General features: G+C 61.9%; 23 protein-coding genes. 20 read left to right on the top strand and 3 right to left on the bottom strand.

The annotated features are described in order from the left end of the window. From FHY02_RS22755 to FHY02_RS20845, 7 genes are all read left to right on the top strand, one after another. Positions 1-180 (top strand): hypothetical protein (locus tag FHY02_RS22755; protein WP_221198768.1); only part of this gene is annotated, 180 nt, incomplete at its 5' end. Positions 181-284: 104 nt separating this feature from the next. Then, a complete protein-coding gene (locus FHY02_RS20870; protein ID WP_311731900.1) occupies positions 285-695 on the top strand; it encodes a thermonuclease family protein in 411 nt (136 codons plus the stop codon). 133 nt (positions 696-828) lie between these two features. Continuing rightward, positions 829-1461 (top strand): DUF7007 domain-containing protein, encoded by a 633-nt coding sequence (locus FHY02_RS20865; RefSeq protein WP_260173042.1) that lies wholly within the window; start codon positions 829-831, stop codon positions 1459-1461. 208 nt (positions 1462-1669) lie between these two features. After that, positions 1670-2314 (top strand): hypothetical protein, encoded by a 645-nt coding sequence (locus FHY02_RS20860; RefSeq protein ID WP_183925915.1) that lies wholly within the window; start codon positions 1670-1672, stop codon positions 2312-2314. A gap of 12 nt (positions 2315-2326) precedes the next feature. Then, complete coding sequence (locus FHY02_RS20855; protein ID WP_183925913.1) at positions 2327-2620, top strand: hypothetical protein; 294 nt, start codon at positions 2327-2329, stop codon at positions 2618-2620. Between the two features lie 20 nt (positions 2621-2640). Next, positions 2641-2958, top strand: a complete 318-nt coding sequence (locus FHY02_RS20850; RefSeq protein ID WP_183925911.1) for a hypothetical protein — start codon at positions 2641-2643, stop codon at positions 2956-2958. Positions 2959-2974: 16 nt separating this feature from the next. After that, positions 2975-3643 carry a hypothetical protein gene (locus FHY02_RS20845; RefSeq protein ID WP_183925909.1) on the top strand — a complete coding sequence of 223 codons (669 nt, stop codon included), beginning with the start codon at positions 2975-2977 and terminating at the stop codon, positions 3641-3643. Between the two features lie 329 nt (positions 3644-3972). On the opposite strand, the gene FHY02_RS20840 is transcribed toward FHY02_RS20845, so the two are convergent. After that, positions 3973-4365 carry a VOC family protein gene (locus FHY02_RS20840; protein ID WP_183925907.1) on the bottom strand — a complete coding sequence of 131 codons (393 nt, stop codon included), beginning with the start codon at positions 4363-4365 and terminating at the stop codon, positions 3973-3975. A gap of 91 nt (positions 4366-4456) precedes the next feature. On the opposite strand from FHY02_RS20840, the gene FHY02_RS20835 reads away from it, so the two are divergent. Both FHY02_RS20835 and FHY02_RS20830 read left to right on the top strand, forming a co-directional pair. Then, positions 4457-4957 (top strand): hypothetical protein, encoded by a 501-nt coding sequence (locus FHY02_RS20835; RefSeq protein WP_183925905.1) that lies wholly within the window; start codon positions 4457-4459, stop codon positions 4955-4957. Between the two features lie 43 nt (positions 4958-5000). After that, positions 5001-6320 carry a hypothetical protein gene (locus tag FHY02_RS20830; protein ID WP_183925903.1) on the top strand — a complete coding sequence of 440 codons (1320 nt, stop codon included), beginning with the start codon at positions 5001-5003 and terminating at the stop codon, positions 6318-6320. A gap of 6 nt (positions 6321-6326) precedes the next feature. Here the strand turns inward: FHY02_RS20830 and FHY02_RS20825 are convergent, their stop codons facing one another. Next, positions 6327-6698 carry a hypothetical protein gene (locus tag FHY02_RS20825; RefSeq protein WP_183925901.1) on the bottom strand — a complete coding sequence of 124 codons (372 nt, stop codon included), beginning with the start codon at positions 6696-6698 and terminating at the stop codon, positions 6327-6329. 451 nt (positions 6699-7149) lie between these two features. Here FHY02_RS20825 and FHY02_RS20820 point away from each other — a divergent pair, with 451 nt between their 5' ends. The 11 genes from FHY02_RS20820 (at position 7150) to FHY02_RS20770 (ending at position 16621) form a co-directional block, all read left to right on the top strand. Further along, positions 7150-8232, top strand: a complete 1083-nt coding sequence (locus FHY02_RS20820) for a hypothetical protein (protein ID WP_183925898.1) — start codon at positions 7150-7152, stop codon at positions 8230-8232. Between the two features lie 61 nt (positions 8233-8293). Next, entirely contained in the window at positions 8294-8503 is a 210-nt protein-coding gene (locus FHY02_RS20815; RefSeq protein ID WP_183925896.1) for a hypothetical protein, read from the top strand. 8 nt (positions 8504-8511) lie between these two features. Further along, on the top strand, positions 8512-9087 hold the full coding sequence (locus FHY02_RS20810) for a Fur family transcriptional regulator (protein ID WP_183925894.1): 576 nt from the start codon (positions 8512-8514) through the stop codon (positions 9085-9087). Between the two features lie 90 nt (positions 9088-9177). Then, positions 9178-11178 carry a cytochrome o ubiquinol oxidase subunit I gene (gene cyoB, locus FHY02_RS20805; protein WP_183925892.1) on the top strand — a complete coding sequence of 667 codons (2001 nt, stop codon included), beginning with the start codon at positions 9178-9180 and terminating at the stop codon, positions 11176-11178. Positions 11179-11465: 287 nt separating this feature from the next. After that, entirely contained in the window at positions 11466-12137 is a 672-nt protein-coding gene (locus FHY02_RS20800; RefSeq protein ID WP_183925890.1) for a FadR/GntR family transcriptional regulator, read from the top strand. A gap of 391 nt (positions 12138-12528) precedes the next feature. Then, the gene (locus tag FHY02_RS20795; RefSeq protein ID WP_183925889.1) at positions 12529-13071 is read left to right on the top strand and encodes a DUF2867 domain-containing protein; all 543 of its coding nucleotides are present in this window, start codon (positions 12529-12531) and stop codon (positions 13069-13071) included. A 181-nt stretch (positions 13072-13252) separates the two neighbouring features. Continuing rightward, positions 13253-13630, top strand: coding sequence for a MarR family winged helix-turn-helix transcriptional regulator (locus tag FHY02_RS20790; protein ID WP_183925886.1), 378 nt, complete (start codon positions 13253-13255; stop codon positions 13628-13630). Positions 13631-13714: 84 nt separating this feature from the next. Beyond that, positions 13715-14608 carry an alpha/beta hydrolase gene (locus FHY02_RS20785; protein ID WP_183925884.1) on the top strand — a complete coding sequence of 298 codons (894 nt, stop codon included), beginning with the start codon at positions 13715-13717 and terminating at the stop codon, positions 14606-14608. A gap of 38 nt (positions 14609-14646) precedes the next feature. Next, entirely contained in the window at positions 14647-15315 is a 669-nt protein-coding gene (locus tag FHY02_RS23370; RefSeq protein WP_183925882.1) for a glutathione S-transferase family protein, read from the top strand. After that, positions 15312-16154 (top strand): SDR family oxidoreductase, encoded by an 843-nt coding sequence (locus FHY02_RS20775; protein WP_221198767.1) that lies wholly within the window; start codon positions 15312-15314, stop codon positions 16152-16154. Before FHY02_RS23370 ends, FHY02_RS20775 begins: the two co-directional genes overlap by 4 nt. 50 nt (positions 16155-16204) lie before the next feature. Next, positions 16205-16621 (top strand): tautomerase family protein, encoded by a 417-nt coding sequence (locus FHY02_RS20770; protein ID WP_183925879.1) that lies wholly within the window; start codon positions 16205-16207, stop codon positions 16619-16621. A 234-nt stretch (positions 16622-16855) separates the two neighbouring features. On the opposite strand, the gene FHY02_RS20765 is transcribed toward FHY02_RS20770, so the two are convergent. Beyond that, on the bottom strand, positions 16856-17218 hold the full coding sequence (locus tag FHY02_RS20765; RefSeq protein ID WP_183925877.1) for a phosphoribosyl-ATP diphosphatase: 363 nt from the start codon (positions 17216-17218) through the stop codon (positions 16856-16858). Between the last annotated feature and the right edge of the window lie 257 nt (positions 17219-17475).

Raw genomic sequence — 17475 nt, 5'->3', positions numbered from 1 at the left:
GCCCCCCTTTCCCCGCTGCGCTGGCGACTGTGCAGCGCCCTCCACGCCCGGCGTGTCGCGCAGCGCATGCAGGCCGAAGGGCTCGACGTCGTGCTACTGCTCACCGGCGACAGGATGCAGCCCTGGCGCGTGATAGAGCGCGCGGATGCACCGATCGACGAGGTGAGCGCATGCGCATGATCCTCGGGCTCGCACTCATCGCAGCTGCCTGCACCGGTGCTGCGCCGCGGTCGGATCAGAGCAACGCGATCACCGCCGACGGTCGCGCGATCGACGGCGATACGGTGTCGATCGACATCCGCCTGTTCGGCGCGGACGCATTCGAGAAGCGCCAGATGTGCCGCACGACGTCGGGCTGCTGGCCCTGCGGCAAGGCCGCGCAGGACTATGCGTCCAAGCTGCTCAAGGCGAAGCCGGCCACGATCCGGCTGACGGGCAAGCAGAGCTACGGCCGTCCGATCGGGACCGTCGATGTTGGCGGGCAGGATCTCGGCGAGATGATGATTGCCGCCGGCCTCGCAGTGCCCGCCACCAGCTACCTCAAAGGCGATCCTGCACGCGCGCAGCGCTACGTCGCCGCCTACGAGACGGCGCAGCGACGACAACTCGGAGCGCACGCAGGCTACTTCGTCGATCCCGCGAAGTGGCGCCACGGCGAGCGCCTGTCGTGTGAGAGGCGAAGCTCACGCGAATGAAGGTTCATGATTACCCGGTAAGTTCTCTAATCCGGTTACTTGGGGTCCTCGGGAAGTCGGGACGCGCAGCCGCGGGGAGACAGCGGTGTATCATCCTCGCCTTCCAGCTCCACGTTTAGAAAGAGGGGGAGGGATGGCGTCGATCTGGGAGAAGATGATCATGCCCGCCTTCGCCTCAACCCCCGCACCTGTTCACACCCTCTGGGACGCACCTCAGACCGCCGAGCAACGCCTGCCCGGTGTATGGTCGGTGACCACCGCGTCGCACGGCGGCTTCGTGCTCTCCGATGAGCGCCAGGCAGCAATGCCGGAGGCGCTGCGGCTCGACAGCATCTACTACGAAGAGGACGTTGACTGGTCGCTGGTGATACTCGGCTTCGAGGCCGAGTTCGCCGCCCTGCGTAAACCGCTGTTCGTTCTCGAGCGTGATCTCGCGCGCCAGACTGCGCGGCATTGGCGTCCGCAGCGCTACTCCGCCTTCACCGGCGAGGTGCTGCAACCGAACGACAGCCACGTGTTGCGCTCGATCGCGTCGTACGAAGCCGCAATCGGCGAGGTCGGCGTGCTCGCCGCCTGGGGCGATTGGTCAGACTGGGTGCCAGCCGGCAAGGTCGGCGTCGTCGGGCAGCGGATTACCGGCTGCAGCCATCTTGGCTTCGCCACCTACGACGGCCCCGACTTGAAAGGCCTGTGCGACGCGGCGCGCTACGATGCGCGCGATCAGGCGAGCACATTTGCTTCGCTAGGCGTCGAGCTGATCGACTGAGCGCCCACGGAAAGAGGTTTCCGAAACCGGCAACCTCTTTCCGCGCGCCTTAATCGGAGACGAGCGAGCCTGAGCCCGTGAAGCGCCGGGGCGACCAGCCCCGAGGGGCTGACGGCCACGGGGAGGATCCAGAGCCGCGGAGAAGAGGGGGGAGTGAGAGGCGGGCGTGAGGTGTCGCGCCAGGTCCTCTCACATGGAGTCAGGCGTCATGAGCTTCGACGTACCGTTCCGCCACCATCAGGCGATGGATGCAGCCTCGCTGCCCACGATCACCGTCACCCTGCAGGCGATGACCAAGGCGCTTGCCGATTGCCGCAATGCCGGCGTCGATCCTGACAGCGACCCCGCCATGGTCCTGCTGGCGCGCCACATGGCGGTCGTCTCGACCAACCGCGCGCCGCGCTCGGTGCTGCTGCATGCCTGCAAGCGCCGCATCGACGCGCTCCGGCGCTTCCCGACGCTGCTCTCCCTCGCGATCCGCGGCGTCGAGTACGACCAGGTCGCCAAGGAACGCTTCCACATGGACGCCCGCGCCGAGCTGCAGAAGCTGGCCACGGCGCTGAACCTCATCGACGGCAGCTACACCGTCATCTCCTCGCAAGGTACGACGGCCGAGTCCGGCTATGTCATCCTCGCTGCGCCAGAGGTCGCCGTCGTCGTTCGGGTCGGCGGGCGGTACGAGGGACGCGAGGTCGCCTATCGCGCCGTCGTGAACGGGATCGAGCAGCCCAACCGGCATGCCGGCATGGCCGAGCTGCTGAACACCGCGCGCTTCGCCGAGCGCCTCACGCGCGAGCTTAATCTTACCGCCCCTGCGACCGCTCGCACCGAGCCCGCGCTGATCGCCGCCTGAGGAGCACGACCCATGTGGATCCAGGATGCGCTCGCCATCGCGCGGGCCGACCTCGCGCGCATCGCGCGCTACATCGAGCGGCGTGAGCGCTTTCTCGACGCGCTGGACTGGTCGATGCTCTCCGACGCGCAGGCGCGCCAGTCGGCGATGCTCGCCGAGCTGCTCGCCGAGGACATGGCCGATGGCCAAAACTACGTCGAGTGGCTCGTCGAGCGGATGACCACGCACCTCACCGTTCCGGGCGCTCTGCGCTTTGCGCCTCACCCGCGGCCGTGGCACGCTGAGTGGATCACGCTGGCCGACTAACCCTCGAGGGAGATTGGACGATGAGCCGTCATACCTTCGCCGGAACCGCCGGCGTTTCCGTCGCGATCGGATGGGACCGGCCGCTCGACACCTTCTACGTCCAGGTTTCGCGCCCGGACCCGGAGGACGAGGGCGAGCGAGAGACCATCGTCTGGGAAGGCACGAGCCCGCGCGAGCTGCCTACAGCAGCCGCGGCGATCGCCGTTGCGGCGTCCCATGCCGAGCTGCCCGCCGATCTCGCCAGCACGCTCGAGACAGATCGGTTGAAGACGCTTGGAAGCTTTGATGGACCCGCGCAGGCGGCCATGAAGCGTCAGCGCTTTGGTCGAGATCTGTAACGGAGGGGGCTTCAACATGGACGACCAGCGTCAGCCCACATCGCCTAGGGGCGGCTTCGATATCGGACTGAACTGCGGACTGCTTGGAGTATTCCTCTCAGCGGCGAACTTTATAACATCGCAATCTGCCGAACTCGGAGACGGCCTTGGCACCGATCACGCAAGTCCGATGCAGCAGATAGCCGATCTGCTCAGCGGCAATGTCGTGAAGTCGCTCGCCGTTGTGCTCATCCTCGTAGGCGGAATGCTTTACGCAACAGGTATGGGATACATCGAGCTAGCTGGACCTTCCGAAGGGACCGCCCCGCGACAAAAGCCTCTGGCTGCTACCCTGCCGATGAACATCGACGCGCGAATGGCAGAGGCGCGGATTGCCGGGCTGTTCGCTCGCCTCAAGGCCGTGCCTGAAGAGTTGCGCGAGGAAGCCACCATCGAGCTCGAAGGGATCGAACAGCGGCACATGCCGGCGCTGACCCAGGCTCACCGGAAGGCACGTTCCACCGTCTCACCGACGTCGCAGCAGGCCGATGAGCTCGACACAGATTACGCGGCTTCGCTCAACCGCCTCAGTGCCACTCTCGAGCAGATGGTCAATCGGTCCGAAGCGCTTGGGCGTGAGCGGCTGCATTGGCAGACACTGGTGATAGAAGAGCGCTTCCCGAACGCTGGCCCTCAAAAGGATTAGGCGTAGACATCGGCAAGGAGGGGTAGCTCCCGGCTGCCTTCCTCGGTCGCCGTGATGCCACGCGCGCGGGCTTGTCTAGATGTGAATCCGGAAAACCACTGCTGACGCTCATGCGCCATCAAGGCCGAGCTGTAGGGGCAGTCGGCAACAGTCGATCCCTTCCGACGCGCGTGCGCCAGCCCTTCGTTATAGGGGTTCTGCATTTTTCTTCCCTGCGACACGCAGGTCCCGTCCTGCGTAGACACGCTTCTCCGGCGGTCGCGGGCGGATAACCAAACTTGGTTAATGAATTAAGACAATTAGGGCGTCAGCAATCGTTCGTCACGCCCTCACCCGACGGCACGTTCGATGAGGTCCCAGCGGTTGCCGTATCGATCCTCGAACACGACGACGACGCCGTAAGCCTCGTGCCGCGGGTACTCGACGAAGCGAACTCCACGCTCCCGCAAGAGCTGGAAGTCGCGCACGAGATCGTCAGTTTCGAGAAAGAGGAAGACCCTGCCACCGCTCTGATTGCCGATGGCGCGCCGCTGCCGCTCGTCGGCTGCGCGAGCGAGCAACAGGCCCGTAGAAGCTCCGTGCGGCGCGACGACCACCCACCGCTTGGTCGGGCTCTGCACCGCGTCCTCGCGCAACTCGAAGCCGAGCGTGCCGACATAATAGTCGATCGCGGTGTCGTACTCGTCGACGACGATGGCAACGAGGCTGAGGTGCTGAGGCATGCGCGCCTCCTGCCGGCACACGGCTGCTCTGCCAAGCAAGAGAGGAGGGGGAGGGGAGTGCTGATCCACGCGGATCGAAGGAGACCCTCCCATGTCCGACATCATCGATCTTGGCGGTGCACCCGCCGAAGAGGACTGCGCGCAGTTGGGCCGCACGCTCGACTTCGACGCGGTGAACGCCTATGAAGTGTTCGCCTATAAGCTGGCGATCATCGCTCGGTACGGTCAGCCTCCCGCCGGGTGCCGCCTCAAGCCGCTCGCCAACCGCCACGACTTCGGTGTCTACCGCACGCTGTCGCTCCGGATCGACGACGACGCGGACGAGGCTGTCCAGACGTACGCTGAAGCCGTCGAGAACGGCTTGGCCCGCTGGCTCGACGGCGGTTTCGCTCCGCCGATCAGCTACGAGGGCAGCGTCGCCACGATCCTTCGGCCCGACGTCACCGAGCTGGTGATCGGCGCGCTGCAGACAACGCGCCCCGGTCCTGACGGCTCGTTCCCGGTCGCAGACTTCCAGACGCTGCACACCAATCTAGCAACCGCCTTCCCCGACGAGGCCGCGATCGCGCGTGCGCGCCTGGCGACCGCCTGACCACCTGCTCGCGCCCGCGGGCGCGTCGACCAGCGAGGCCACCATGCCTGACACCGACTTCAACCCTGCGGAGGCTTCGACCTGGTTGGCGCGCGGCCGCAGGCCTGCTCACGCCGAGGCATTGGCCAAGGCATGGCGCGACTTCCCTGACCTGCCACCCACCGCGCCTGTCGCCGATCGCCAGGCGCGCAGTCGCGAGCGCGTGATCGCGACGCGCCCTGTCTTCGAGGAAATGCGCCTCGAGGCCGAGGCCGAGCGCCACGCCACCAACTTCGCCTTCACCGAGAACGAGGTGCGTGAGGGCAAGGCGAACGAACGCGACGTAGCGATCCTGAACGGCCGCGATCGGCACGGCTACGATTGGGACGTCGCCAACCGCTACGCCGATGGCTGGTACGCGGCGCACGTCGGATGGCCGCACCACTATCCCGACGGGATCCCGTGCAATGCGCCGCTTGAGATTCGCCGCGCGGCCTATGACCAGGGCTTCACGGACGGGGGCGGTGACCGCACCGACCTGTTCGACGCGGCAAGGCGTGCGAACCTGGCGCTGCACCGTCAGAGCAACAGACCGGCTCCCATGGTCCCGACCGCACCGGCCCGGCCGCTGCCGAGCAGCTGGTCCAAGCCGAGCGATGAGGCGCGTCCTGCCCGCTGGTCGCGGCGTCTGGCTATTCTTAGCGATGCCGATCTTGCCGATGGGGATCCAGCACGCGCGAAGTGGGACTTCCTGCGGATCGTGCGCGATCGTCACGGCGCCGAGGCCGCGACGATTCTGATCCTGACGGATGGCGGCTTCGCTCACGCGGCCGACTACGCACCGAACGCCAGCCAAGGACGTCGCCGGCAGGTTACCGGCGACGTCCTGCGCCAACAGCTGGTGCAAGCACTTGCTCGTCGCGAGATCGATGACGTTCTGGTGGCGCTGCAGGACGAGGACCTGCGACTGCTCGACGGGATTGCCAGCGCGCTGCCGCTATGCCGGACGATGGAGCGGACGCGGAACACCAAGCTTCAGCAGCGCACCCATCTGCGTACATGGCTCGATCGCGGCTATGGCGACGACGAGAACATGGCGGCGGGCCATATCCGTTGGGGCAAGCTGATCCAGGGTCTGGTCGGCAAGCTCGGCGAGTTCACTGTGCGGCACGTCGGGCCAGCTCCCGTGCGCGGCCAACTGATCCGGGTCGAGGTCGACGACGGGCAACTCGCGACCGGCTACGCCGATGCCAACGGCACGCCGATCGCGGCCGAGATCGTTGTATCGAGCAAGGCCAAGCTGCGTTCGGAAATGGCGGCGACGCTGCGCCGCTTCGGCGCCGCCACGAAGATGATGGCCGCCATCAATCGCGAGGCCGCGTGACGCTCATCAGAGCGGCGGGAAGCGCTCGGTTCTATCGAGATGGGCGCGCATCGCCCTGACCAGCTCCTGGCTGAAAGTGCGGTACTCGGACCAGTGGAGCAACGTCTCATCCACCGTCCATCGGGCAATGTGCTGCGAATAACGGTGACGAAGCGCTGTTAGAGTTTCGAGTTCACCGCGCCATGCATCAGCAGCATGCCCGCTGATAGTACCTACTTGGCCGCTCAGATGACCGAAGTAGGCGTTGACCGACTGAACTAAGGTAACTCGCTGCTGGGCGAGGCCGCGCGCATCGCCGCCTTTCACGTCCAGGATGAAGCTTTCGAAAGTCTGCAGGCCTTCAACGACCTGTATTCTGCGTTCTGCGTACGTTGACACGCTGGGCCCTTCAATCAAAGAGGCAGGTAGATTGAATTGGCCCCTTAGCGGCGCGGCTATCTCGCCCGGATGAACAACTTATTACAACATAGAGCAAGGTGCTGGCTCTAGATGCAAGCCCCCGCAACACCGGTTCAGGTGCCGCGCTAGCAGCTGAAAGTGACAGGCGGATCCGAGCCGCGGAAGAGGAGAGGGGAGGGAGCGGGCACGCCGGAATGAGCCGGCGAGGAGCTACCTCATGCCCGAGTCTGTGCCCGCGTCAGCCAATTACCTCATGCGCCCGATCCTCTGGACGTTCGGAGAAGGTCCGACCTTCCCGGGCTACACCGACGACACCCATTGGAACGGCTTCCTCAACGTGTCCGTCAGCATGGCGACATGGCCCTATGTCCTGCGGACGCTCATCGCCGGCGCTGACGGCGACGCGGAAACGATCGCGGCGTACCGTGAGATGGCGGGTGGCAGCATGGTCTCACTCGCCGACCGTTTCACCACCGAAGCCGTGGACCGGAACTGGCCGTGGCAATTCCCCGATTATCCGGTCGCGACCATGATGCCGATCCCGGAGCGCTGGTCGGAGATGAGCTGGCACCATGACATCGCACCCAGCTTCGGCCCTTGTGTGGGACCGATGGGCGAGGCCGCGCAGGTCTGGGTCGACTATGCCGATCCGTCGAAGCGCGAGTTTCCGGAGGCGCCGCGGTTCAGCTTTAGCCGACGCGACGCAGTGGGCGAGCTGACCACCATCTACGCCGGCGCCGACTGGGACGAGGTGCTGGCGTCGGCCGCGGTTGAGGCGCTCGCGTGCGCCTTCGCGCGCGGGCTCGCTCTCGAGCTTGCGCCCGCGCAGTGGCAGGACATGCGGCTGCGCAACCGGGTTGCTCAGCAAGGCACGTGTGCCTCGCACGACTTCGTCGATGCCAACATGGTGATGCTCGCCGCCTGGACGAACGAACGCGGGCATCCTCTGCTGCCGACCGCCGAGCCGGCCACGTTCGAGGACGATCTCGCGCGCGTGAACGCGGCATGGAAGATCGCGACGGCGCACTATCTCACCGCCTCCGATGAGGGAGAGCGGTTCGACGCCTGGCGCCTCACCGCCCGCGACGTCGACGGCCTCGCCGCTGCTGGCGAGGAGCTGGGCCGGGTCGACGATAGCGACAGCCCGGGACGGATCTACGCGACCGGCTTCATGGAGCGGGGTGGCGAACAGTGGATCGTCAACGTCGGCAACTCCAGCCAGGCCTTCGACGAGCTTTTCGATGCGGAAGCGCACCTCTGGAGCGTCCATGCATCCACGGAGAGCCGACCCGAGGTAGGCCAGCCGCTGCGGTTGCCGCCTCCGCCTTCCGCCATCCACTTCACCGTCGACGAGATCACGGTGACCGCGGACGCGATCGATCGTCGGCTGGCCACACTCGCGGAGCGGATGGAGACAGTTCCGGAGTTATCGTCCGAGGGGTTGTTCCTCACCGAGAGCGCGCGACGGCTGAAAGCCGCTCGGGTCAAGCTGAGCGAGGCCGCGCGGCCCTGAGCGAGGGACAGGAGAGGGGAGCAGGAGGTCGCGGGATTGTGCCGGCGAGAAGGAGACCGCCATGCTGCCCGCCTCGATCGCACCCACCGCCGCGCCGAGCGCCGTCGCTACGGTGCAGGAACTGCTCGCCGAGGGCATCACCGACATCCTGCTCGCGCTTCTGCAAGCCGCGCGCGCCACTGGCGCTACCCGCATCGACGTCGCCGCGATTGGCGAGATTACGACACAAATTGGCTCTATAAGGATAACGCCGCGGGATTGTTGCAGGTAAAAAGCTGAATGGTTAGAAAGCGCTTCATTCACGCGGATCGAGGTTCTGAAAAAGACAGCCGGACGGACGAACTGCGGCGTGAACTTGCACGGCGAGGATGCCGGGCCACGCCCGAGCGTGAACTTATTGCCAGAATCGTCCGCGAAGCCGCGGACCATCCCGACGTCAACGAAATCCACCGCCGTGGCCAATTAGTTCAGCGAGGTCTAAGCGTCGCAACTGTTTACCGCACCGTAAAGCTGCTTGTCTCATTAGGGATCTTTAATGGCCATCGATTTGGCAATGGCAGAACCCGTTACGAGTTCGCAGCGGCGGGGCATCACGACCACCTGATCGACATCGAAACCGGGCAGATCGTCGAATTCCGCGACCCCCAGCTTGCCGCGATGCAAACCCGGCTTGCGCGAGAGATGGGATATGAGATCGTGTCATATCGATTAGAGGTATTTGCCGCGAAGCGTAAGGCAACAAACAGCAAAACGGAACGTGCCAATTTTTTGGTTTCGACCAGGGTAGAAACGGAGATCAAATCTAAGCCGATGCGTCATAACAGCAGCAGCTATCACAACAACAATGGCGTGTGATTGCATTTATCGGCAGGACAGGTTGTGCGTGGACTTACAAAGACCTGTGAAGTTGCAAGCCCGTCATTACCTAGCCAAGGGACAAGCACGATGTCCGAGGAACTTCTAAGGATCGTTTTTGGGCGCCTTACGATTGACAGCTTTCCAGTCCACGAACCTATCCTGATTACGACCTTCGCCATGGTCGCGATGGGTGGTGCGGCGCTAGTCGCCGCCCTAACCTACTACAAGGCCTGGGGCTATCTGTGGAAGGAATGGTTCACCTCGGTCGATCACAAGAAGATCGGTATCATGTATATGATCCTCGGTATTGTGATGCTGCTGCGCGGCTTCTCGGATGCGATTATGATGCGCATCCAGCAGGCAATGGCCTTCGGCGGCAACAGCGGCTACTTGCCCGCCCACCATTACGACCAGGTATTCACCGCGCACGGCGTCATCATGATCTTCTTCGTTGCAATGCCATTCATTACCGGCTTGATGAACTATGTCGTGCCTTTACAGATCGGCACACGCGACGTGTCGTTCCCGTTCCTCAATAATCTTAGCTTCTGGATGAACGCGGCCGGCGCAGTCATCGTTATGGTAAGCCTGTTCGTGGGTGAGTTCGCTCGCACGGGCTGGCTAGCGATGCCACCCCTGTCAGAGCTTGATTACTCACCCGATGTCGGAGTGGACTATTACATATGGGCGCTTCAGGTTTCCGGAGTTGGCACACTGCTGTCCGGTATTAACCTACTTACGACGATACTAAAAATGCGCGCGTCCGGTATGGACATGATGAAGATGCCGGTCTTTACTTGGTCGGCGCTCGCCACCAACGTGCTGATCGTCGCCGCTTTCCCGATCCTGACTGCAGTGCTCGCATTGCTCAGCCTCGACCGTTACGTCGGCACCCACTTTTTTACCAACACGATGGGTGGCAACCCCATGATGTACGTCAACATGATCTGGATCTGGGGTCACCCGGAGGTATACATCCTGATCCTGCCCGCCTTCGGCGTGTTCAGCGAGGTTACCTCGACCTTCTGCAGCAAGCGGATCTTCGGCTATACCTCGATGGTCTACGCGCTGCTGGTCATCACCATCCTCGCCTATCTCGTCTGGCTACACCACTTCTTCACCATGGGGTCGGGGGCGAGCGTCAATTCGTTCTTCGGCATTTCAACGATGATCATTTCAATTCCGACCGGAGCAAAGATCTTCAACTGGCTATTTACAATGTACAAAGGAAGAATCCGTTTCGAGCTGCCGATGATGTGGGCTGTTGCGTTTATGGTCACCTTTACCATTGGAGGCACAACTGGTGTGATGCTCGCCGTGCCACCTGCTGACTTCGTTCTGCACAACTCTTTGTTCCTCGTTGCGCATTTCCACAACGTAATCATTGGCGGCGTGCTGTTCGGGGTTTTTGCCGGCATCAACTACTGGTTTCCCAAGGCATTTGGATTCAAGCTCGACAAAAGGTGGGGTACGATCAGCTTCTGGTTCTGGGTAGTTGGTTTCTACGTCGCCTTCATGCCGCTCTATGTGCTCGGCCTGATGGGCGTGACGCGCCGCCTGCGGCAGTTCGAGGACCCGTCGTTGCAGATTTGGTTCATCATCGCCGCAGCCGGGGCGGCTATGATTGCGTTCGGCATCGCCGCCTTCCTGATCCAGTTGTACGTCAGCCTCCGCAACCGTGAGGCCCTGCGCGACATCACGGGGGATCCGTGGGACGGCCGAAGTCTGGAATGGGCGACGTCATCGCCGCCACCTTCCTACAACTTTGCCTTCGCCCCGATCGTCTACGATCTCGACGCCTGGTACGACATGAAGTCTAAGCACGCGATTCGTCCAGTGACCGCGTTTCGTGATATCGACATGCCCCGAAACACTGGCGTCGGAGTCATCCTCGCCTCAATATCGGCAACTTTCGCGCTGGCGATGATCTGGTATATATGGTGGCTCGCGGCATTGGCGTTAGTCGCGCTTCTGGCAACGGCGATTGGCCACACTTTCAACTATGATCGGGAAGCCCGTATTTCTGCCGACGATGTCGCGCTGGTTGAGAATGAACGTACGCAACAGCTCGAAAACCTATTAAGGTAATGCGCTAGAGGAGACATAGCTAATATTGGCTTCATTCGTTGAATCAAGTTTAGGCGAGGTCATATTTATTAGCCTGACGCTTTCTGAGATATGGCTTTTCCATTCAAAATTAGCTGTTTTGTAATAAACCATAATGAGCTTTAGTGAAGCGATTAGGTAGTGAAAACTGGAAGGCTGCGCTTGCCAGACTGTAACGTTAGATTGCCGTCCTCGCGACGTGATTGCTTCCGACGTGGTCCTACTTAACCTACTGGTGGTCCAAAGTCCCGGAAGACAAGGAGGGCTCAATGGCGCGACAAGGGGAAGGGCTCTACAAGCGGATCGCTTACCTAATACGAGATGATCTTGTAAATGAATCGAGTCGTTCGGGTCGGCATATTCCGAGCGAAAGAGAGCTTATGGCGCGGTTCAAGGTGAGTCGGTCAACTATTCGTGAGGCGCTCATCGCTCTCGAATATATAGGAACTACTGAAAAGAACGACGCGGGGAGGATACAAGTCCCATACCATATCGAAGAAGGGGCCGATGACGATATTGAGGATGCAACGAATATCCTAGCTGCGCATCGACTGATTGAGGGTCAGGTTGCAGCACTGGCGGCGATCGTTTCCGATGTAAGTCAGGGCCTTAGAGGTCGCATGGAAGGCTGCAAATCCATATTGACTGAAAACTCCTTTGAAATGCTTCGTTCTATCCACCTTTCGATCTCCGGACATGTTGGAAATGAGGTGGTAAACCTTTGGGTTCGTACAAACTGGCTTAAGAATGAGCCTGCTTTGCGACGCGCCTTTGATAAGGTTCATGAAACGGCGTTGCTACGTACGTCGCTAGTAGAAGCCCAACTTGATCTCAGCGTGGCTATACAACGCGGCAATTCCAATGCTGCCAGGCAAGCGATGCATCAATCATTCGACACGTTGACAATCGGCCTGAAAGCCCACAGCAAGTCGAACGCTTAGAACTCGATTGCGGCGGCTCTGAGTATCTCGGTTTTCGTCCCCAGCGAAGCTAGATGTTTGATCCTGCGTTCCATCTCACCCGTTTTGCACAATCGGGACAGTGGGCGCTGCTCGTATGCCGTTTTGCCGATCTTTCCCGATTGTCTTAGGAAGTCTCACCACTGAACATAAATACGGATCACCAGTTTGAGATTGTAGTTGAACCAAAATTCGTGAGGATTGTGGCCTCATGATTTTGAGGACGTCGCGCGAAACAATGGATAGTGGGATCAGTCACGTCCGAACGAAGTGGCATTTCCTATATGGCGGTTGTACTCACATGCTGAACAGCGACGGTGACACCACACTCGCGCAATGATTTAACCCGTAGACCAAGCATGGGACCACAGCCATGAAGCATCGTGTCGTCGTTAGCGAGCAGCTTCCTCCCGTCGCAAGTCGGCTCGCGGACTGGTACGAAGGCGCGGACCTGCTCGACTCCTTCGCGGTGCAGCTGCCTGCGCATCATGGCGGTGATATCCGTGCCATCGGGCACGCAGTGTTTGATGAAGCCGAGCCTTGGGTTAAGCTCCTCTTGTCGCTCCGAGACCGGATCGTTGCTCCCATCGGACTACGGACATCCGGCGATATGCGCAAATCTCGGCCCGACCGGGATCAAATCGGGTTTTTCGAGATATTGGCTGAAAGTGCCACGGAGATTGTAGTCGGAGATGACGACACACATCTGAGTTTTCGGCTGTCGCTGCTCATCCAGCGTGAGGGGCAGGACGGGCGGCGATTGATCGCCACTACGGCTGTCAAATGCCATAATCTCCTGGGGTCGGCTTATCTGGCGGTCATACGGCCGTTTCATCGCTTGGTCATACGATCGCGACTGCGCCGCGCCATGACGATCGACCTTTCGCTTCAGCCGTCACGTGCCGATCGGGTATGATCGGTGCCGTGTCGTCTGAATATGGTGGCGGCAAGACGGCGAGTTGACAGCTGTTGGCCTCAATCCGACATGAAGCTGCAGGCCGATCGGACTTATAATGGCAGCTCGCGATGACGTCATCTACCCGCAGACGGGGATAGCGCGGTGCAATGCCACCGCGATCCGGCAGGCGGCACGGCACATGACCCGGTTTTACGATAATGCGCTGGCGGGCACGGGGCTGCGGGGAACGCAGTACACGACCCTACTGTATCTCGCGCGCCATGGTCCGATGAGCATCGGCAGATTGGCAGACGCGATGGTGATGGACAGAACGACCGCCGGCCACCTTGTCAAGCCGCTCGAACGCGACGGTCTGCTGCGCATCTCTCCCGACCCGGATGATCGCAGGTCACGGATCATCAGCGTGACGGAACCCGGCTTCTCGCGGGTTCGCGATGGTTATGCGGCATGGGAGAAGGCTCAGGCCGCCTTTGAGGCAAGCTTCGGTGTGGAGAATGCGCGCCAGATGCGCGAGACGATGTCGGCGGTCATCGCGACTGAGCTTCCGCTCGAATAGCTTGAAGCTGGCGGTCGCCGGGTTGCTTGCGAACGTCGCGAGGCTATATAGGCGCATAGTACCGTATCTTTGAGGAACGCGTCCATGGTGACGAAGACCGATGTGACCTTCCCCGCGGAGGGCGATGTGACGCTCGGCGCTTGGCTGTTCCGTCCAGAAAAGGCAGGGCCCCATCCCGCCATCACAATGGCGCATGGCTATGCCGGCACAAAGGAGCATGGGATCGAGCCGTTCGCTCGGGCTTTTGCCGAGGCGGGCTTCGTCGTCCTAGTCCACGACCATCGCAGTTTTGGTGCCAGCGGAGGAGAGCCGAGAGCCGATGTCGACCCATGGCGCCAGATCGCCGATTGGCGGCGGGCGATTTCCTACCTTGAATTGCTGGAGGACGTGGACGGTTCGCGGATCGGCCTGTGGGGCACGAGCTATGCCGGCGGCCATGCGATCGTGTTAGGGGCGACTGATCGTCGGCTGCGCTGCGTCGTTGCGCAGGTGCCGACGATCAGCGGCTTCGAACAGGGCCTGCGCCGCATCGCGCCGGACAACATTCCCGCCCTCGAGCGAACGTTTGATGAGGATGAGCGAGCGCAGCTCGCCGGCGAGCAGCCGCGCCGCCAAGCCATCGTCAGCGACGATCCCGCCGTGCCCGCCGCCTATCGTTCGCGCGACGCAATCGACTTCTATCTTCAGCTTATTCCTGACGGCATCTGGGAAAATGAGGTTACGGTGCGCTCGACGCGTGCCGCGCGCATGTACGAGCCGGGCGCATGGATCGCGCGCGTGTCACCGACCCCCTTGCTGATGGTGGTCGCTGCCGAGGACCGGGTCACCGTCACCGACCTTGCACTGGCTGCGTACGAGCGTGCGCTGGAGCCCAAGCGGCTTGCGCTCATACCGGGCGGCCATTTCGATCCGTATATTGGGCAACTGTCTGCCGCTGCGACAGCCGCGACCGCATGGTTCCGCGAGCATCTCACCTGAGGGCGGATGCTCACCCTTTGGTCCGGTAAGGAAACACGGTGAAACACGAACTCTTCTGGATCAGCGGCAGTCCTTATTCCTGGCGGGTACAGCTGACGCTTGCGTACAAGGGCATCGCCTATGACTCCCATCGCCTCGACACGGGCAAGGACGAGCATCGCACCCCCGCTTTCCTAGCGCTGAATTCACGAGGCAAGGCACCGGTGTTGAAGACCGGCGGATCCGCGATTAGCGAGTCGATCGCGATCATGGCGTTTCTGGATCGGGCGCATCCAGCCGTTCCGCTGTTCGGCCGCACCGCGCAGGAAGTCGGCTGGATTTGGCAGCAAATCCTCGAGTTCGAGAATTACCTGCGTGATCTCATCGAAAACGGGATCGTCCGCCCGCTGCTGCGCGGCGAGGCGGGGCACGATCCGGAGGCGATGCGCGCGTCCGCGGACCGGGTCTGGGAAGCGCTCGGCGGAATGAGCCGGACGCTTTCGGGTTCGCCCTGCCTGGTCGGTAACGACATCACCGCCGCAGACATTGTTGCCCTACCCCACATCCAGTTGCTGCGTCGGGTCGCGCCCCGATTGCAGCCGGTCGAAAGGGGATTTGAACTCGACAAGCTCGCCGCACGGCTACCCGCTCTCGACGACTGGCGAGTACGGATGGAGGCTATGCGGGGCTATGACGCCGCCTACCCTCCGCATTGGCGCATATCGTGAAACTCACCGACGAAGGGCTCAGCCACGATGCTGATGCGGGCCCATATTCCTCAAGCTCAGCGAGTGTAGCGTCGATGTACCAAGGATTTGACCTATCTGGAAAGGTTGCCGTCCTCACCGGGTCGACGGCGGGGATGGGGCTGGCCATTGCGCGCGGTCTCGCAGCATGCGGGTGCAGTGTGGTCGTCTCCAGCCATCGTGACGACGACACAGAGGCCGTCGCCCGATCTCTATTGGCCGAAGGCTACACCGCCAAGGGCGTACGCTGCGACATCACCAGCCGCGAAGATGTCGACAGCTTCGGGGAGCGGGTCGCCAGTGCTTTCGGCAGGGTCGATATTCTGTTCTGCCTTGCGGCCGAAGTCCCACCAATCGGCTCGGTTCTCGCCCAATCGCCCGAGACGCTGCAGCACATGCTTGCGACCACGGTCGTGAACACCCATGCAATCGTCCGCCAGTTCCTGCCCACCATGGTTGCCCAACGCGACGGCAGCATCATCCTGATGTCGAGCATCGCGTCGGAGCGAGCCAGTCCCGGGCTGGCGACCTACGGCGTCACCAAGGCTGCGCTGAACAGCTACGTCCGCAGCGTGGCCGCCGAGTTTGGACCGTCCAACATCCGAGCAAATGCCTTGGCACCCGCGTTCGTTCGCACCGAGTTCGCGCGGGAGATATGGAATGACGACAAACGCGCGCAGAAGATGATCGACCGAGTTCCTGTGAAACGGTTGGCTGATCCCGTCGACCTCGTCGGCCCGGCTATCCTCCTCGCTTCCCCAGCCGGATCATACATTTCCGGACAGGTCATCCTGGTCGACGGCGGCCGATCAATCGCCTGATCGCGCGCAGAGCGTACCTATCCATTGTGACCAAAACAAAGGACCGATCCATGCCGATATTCCACGCACACCTTCCCGCAGGCAAGTTCACCAGCGACCAGAAGCGCGGGCTGGCCGATGCGCTAAACCTCGCTCTGCATGAGGCAATGGATACTCCAATGGACGACCGCTTCGTCGTCATAAGCGAGCACAGCGAGGACGCGCTCTTCATCCATCCAACCTTTCCCGCGCAGCAGCGATCCGACCGGCGCCTGATCGTCACCGTCACCTTCGGGGACAGCCGAACTACCGAGCAGAAGCGAAAGCTCGCTGAGTTGGTCACACGCTACGCGGTGGAGAAAGCCGGCGTTGATCAGGATGACGTCAGCCTGCTCATGTACGCCATTCCGCTCGAGAACATGAGCTTTGGCGGCGGCAAGCTGGTGACCGATATCGACCTGTCGATGCCGTGGGTGAAGAAGGATTGAAGCAAGTGGTTGCCGCGGTCATCTTCGCGCGGCAACTTAAACGACGTACGCCTAGACCCTCGCCAAGATGTGTTCAATACCCCTGCAGACGGGCCTGATCGAACGGAGAAGCTGTTCAGGCGAGCTGTTTGATCAACTATCTCAGGATTGTACCTCTCCGCTGGGCTGTCAGCAGCGCACGCGTGCTCTGCAGCGATCGCCAATCGTCAGGGAAGTATGTCACCTACCGCCGTATTATCGTGGTTCTTGCTCGAGCGGAAAGTAGGGCGGCAGAGGGGCGCCGCGGGCGGCTTTCTCGGCGTGCCCCGATACCCTCGATCGGCGCGCCAGCTCGGCGCGGACCTCGTTCATCGATAACCCGGCATCGGCCAACAGGACCAAGAGGTGGTAAAGCAGGTCCGCTGCCTCACGCACGATCGCGCGTTCGTCGTCACAAAGCGCCGCTATCACAGTCTCCACCGCTTCTTCACCTAGCTTCTGCGCAATGTGCGGCCGCCCACGCGCGAACAGCGAGGCTGTGTAGGAGGAGGCAGGGTCGGCGTCGCGTCGAGAGGCGATCGTTGCGAAAAGTCGGTCGAGTGGTTCGGGCTGATCCATCGTTCGGGCGTGCAGCGTGAGGGCTTTCGGGTCAAGCCAAGCCCTAGGTTCCCCCGCTGCGTTTCCCGAGTGTTAATCGCTATGGCAATGGCCTCGCCAGGAGGCATAGTGAGCCTGGCAGCGACTTCCAGTGCCTCCTTGAGCCGCTGCGCCGAGACCTTGCCCATGAGACCACACGGGCGCCAGCTGCGACATATCTACCTCTTGGTTAGTCGAGTAGCTCGACGACGCCGTCATTCATTGACGCAGTCAAGAAA

This window comes from Sphingomonas sp. BK069, assembly GCF_014193405.1.
Classification (GTDB): Bacteria; Pseudomonadota; Alphaproteobacteria; order Sphingomonadales; family Sphingomonadaceae; genus Sphingomonas.
Note: the sequence above shows the minus strand (reverse complement) of the source record. Positions and strands in the feature narration are given on the sequence as shown.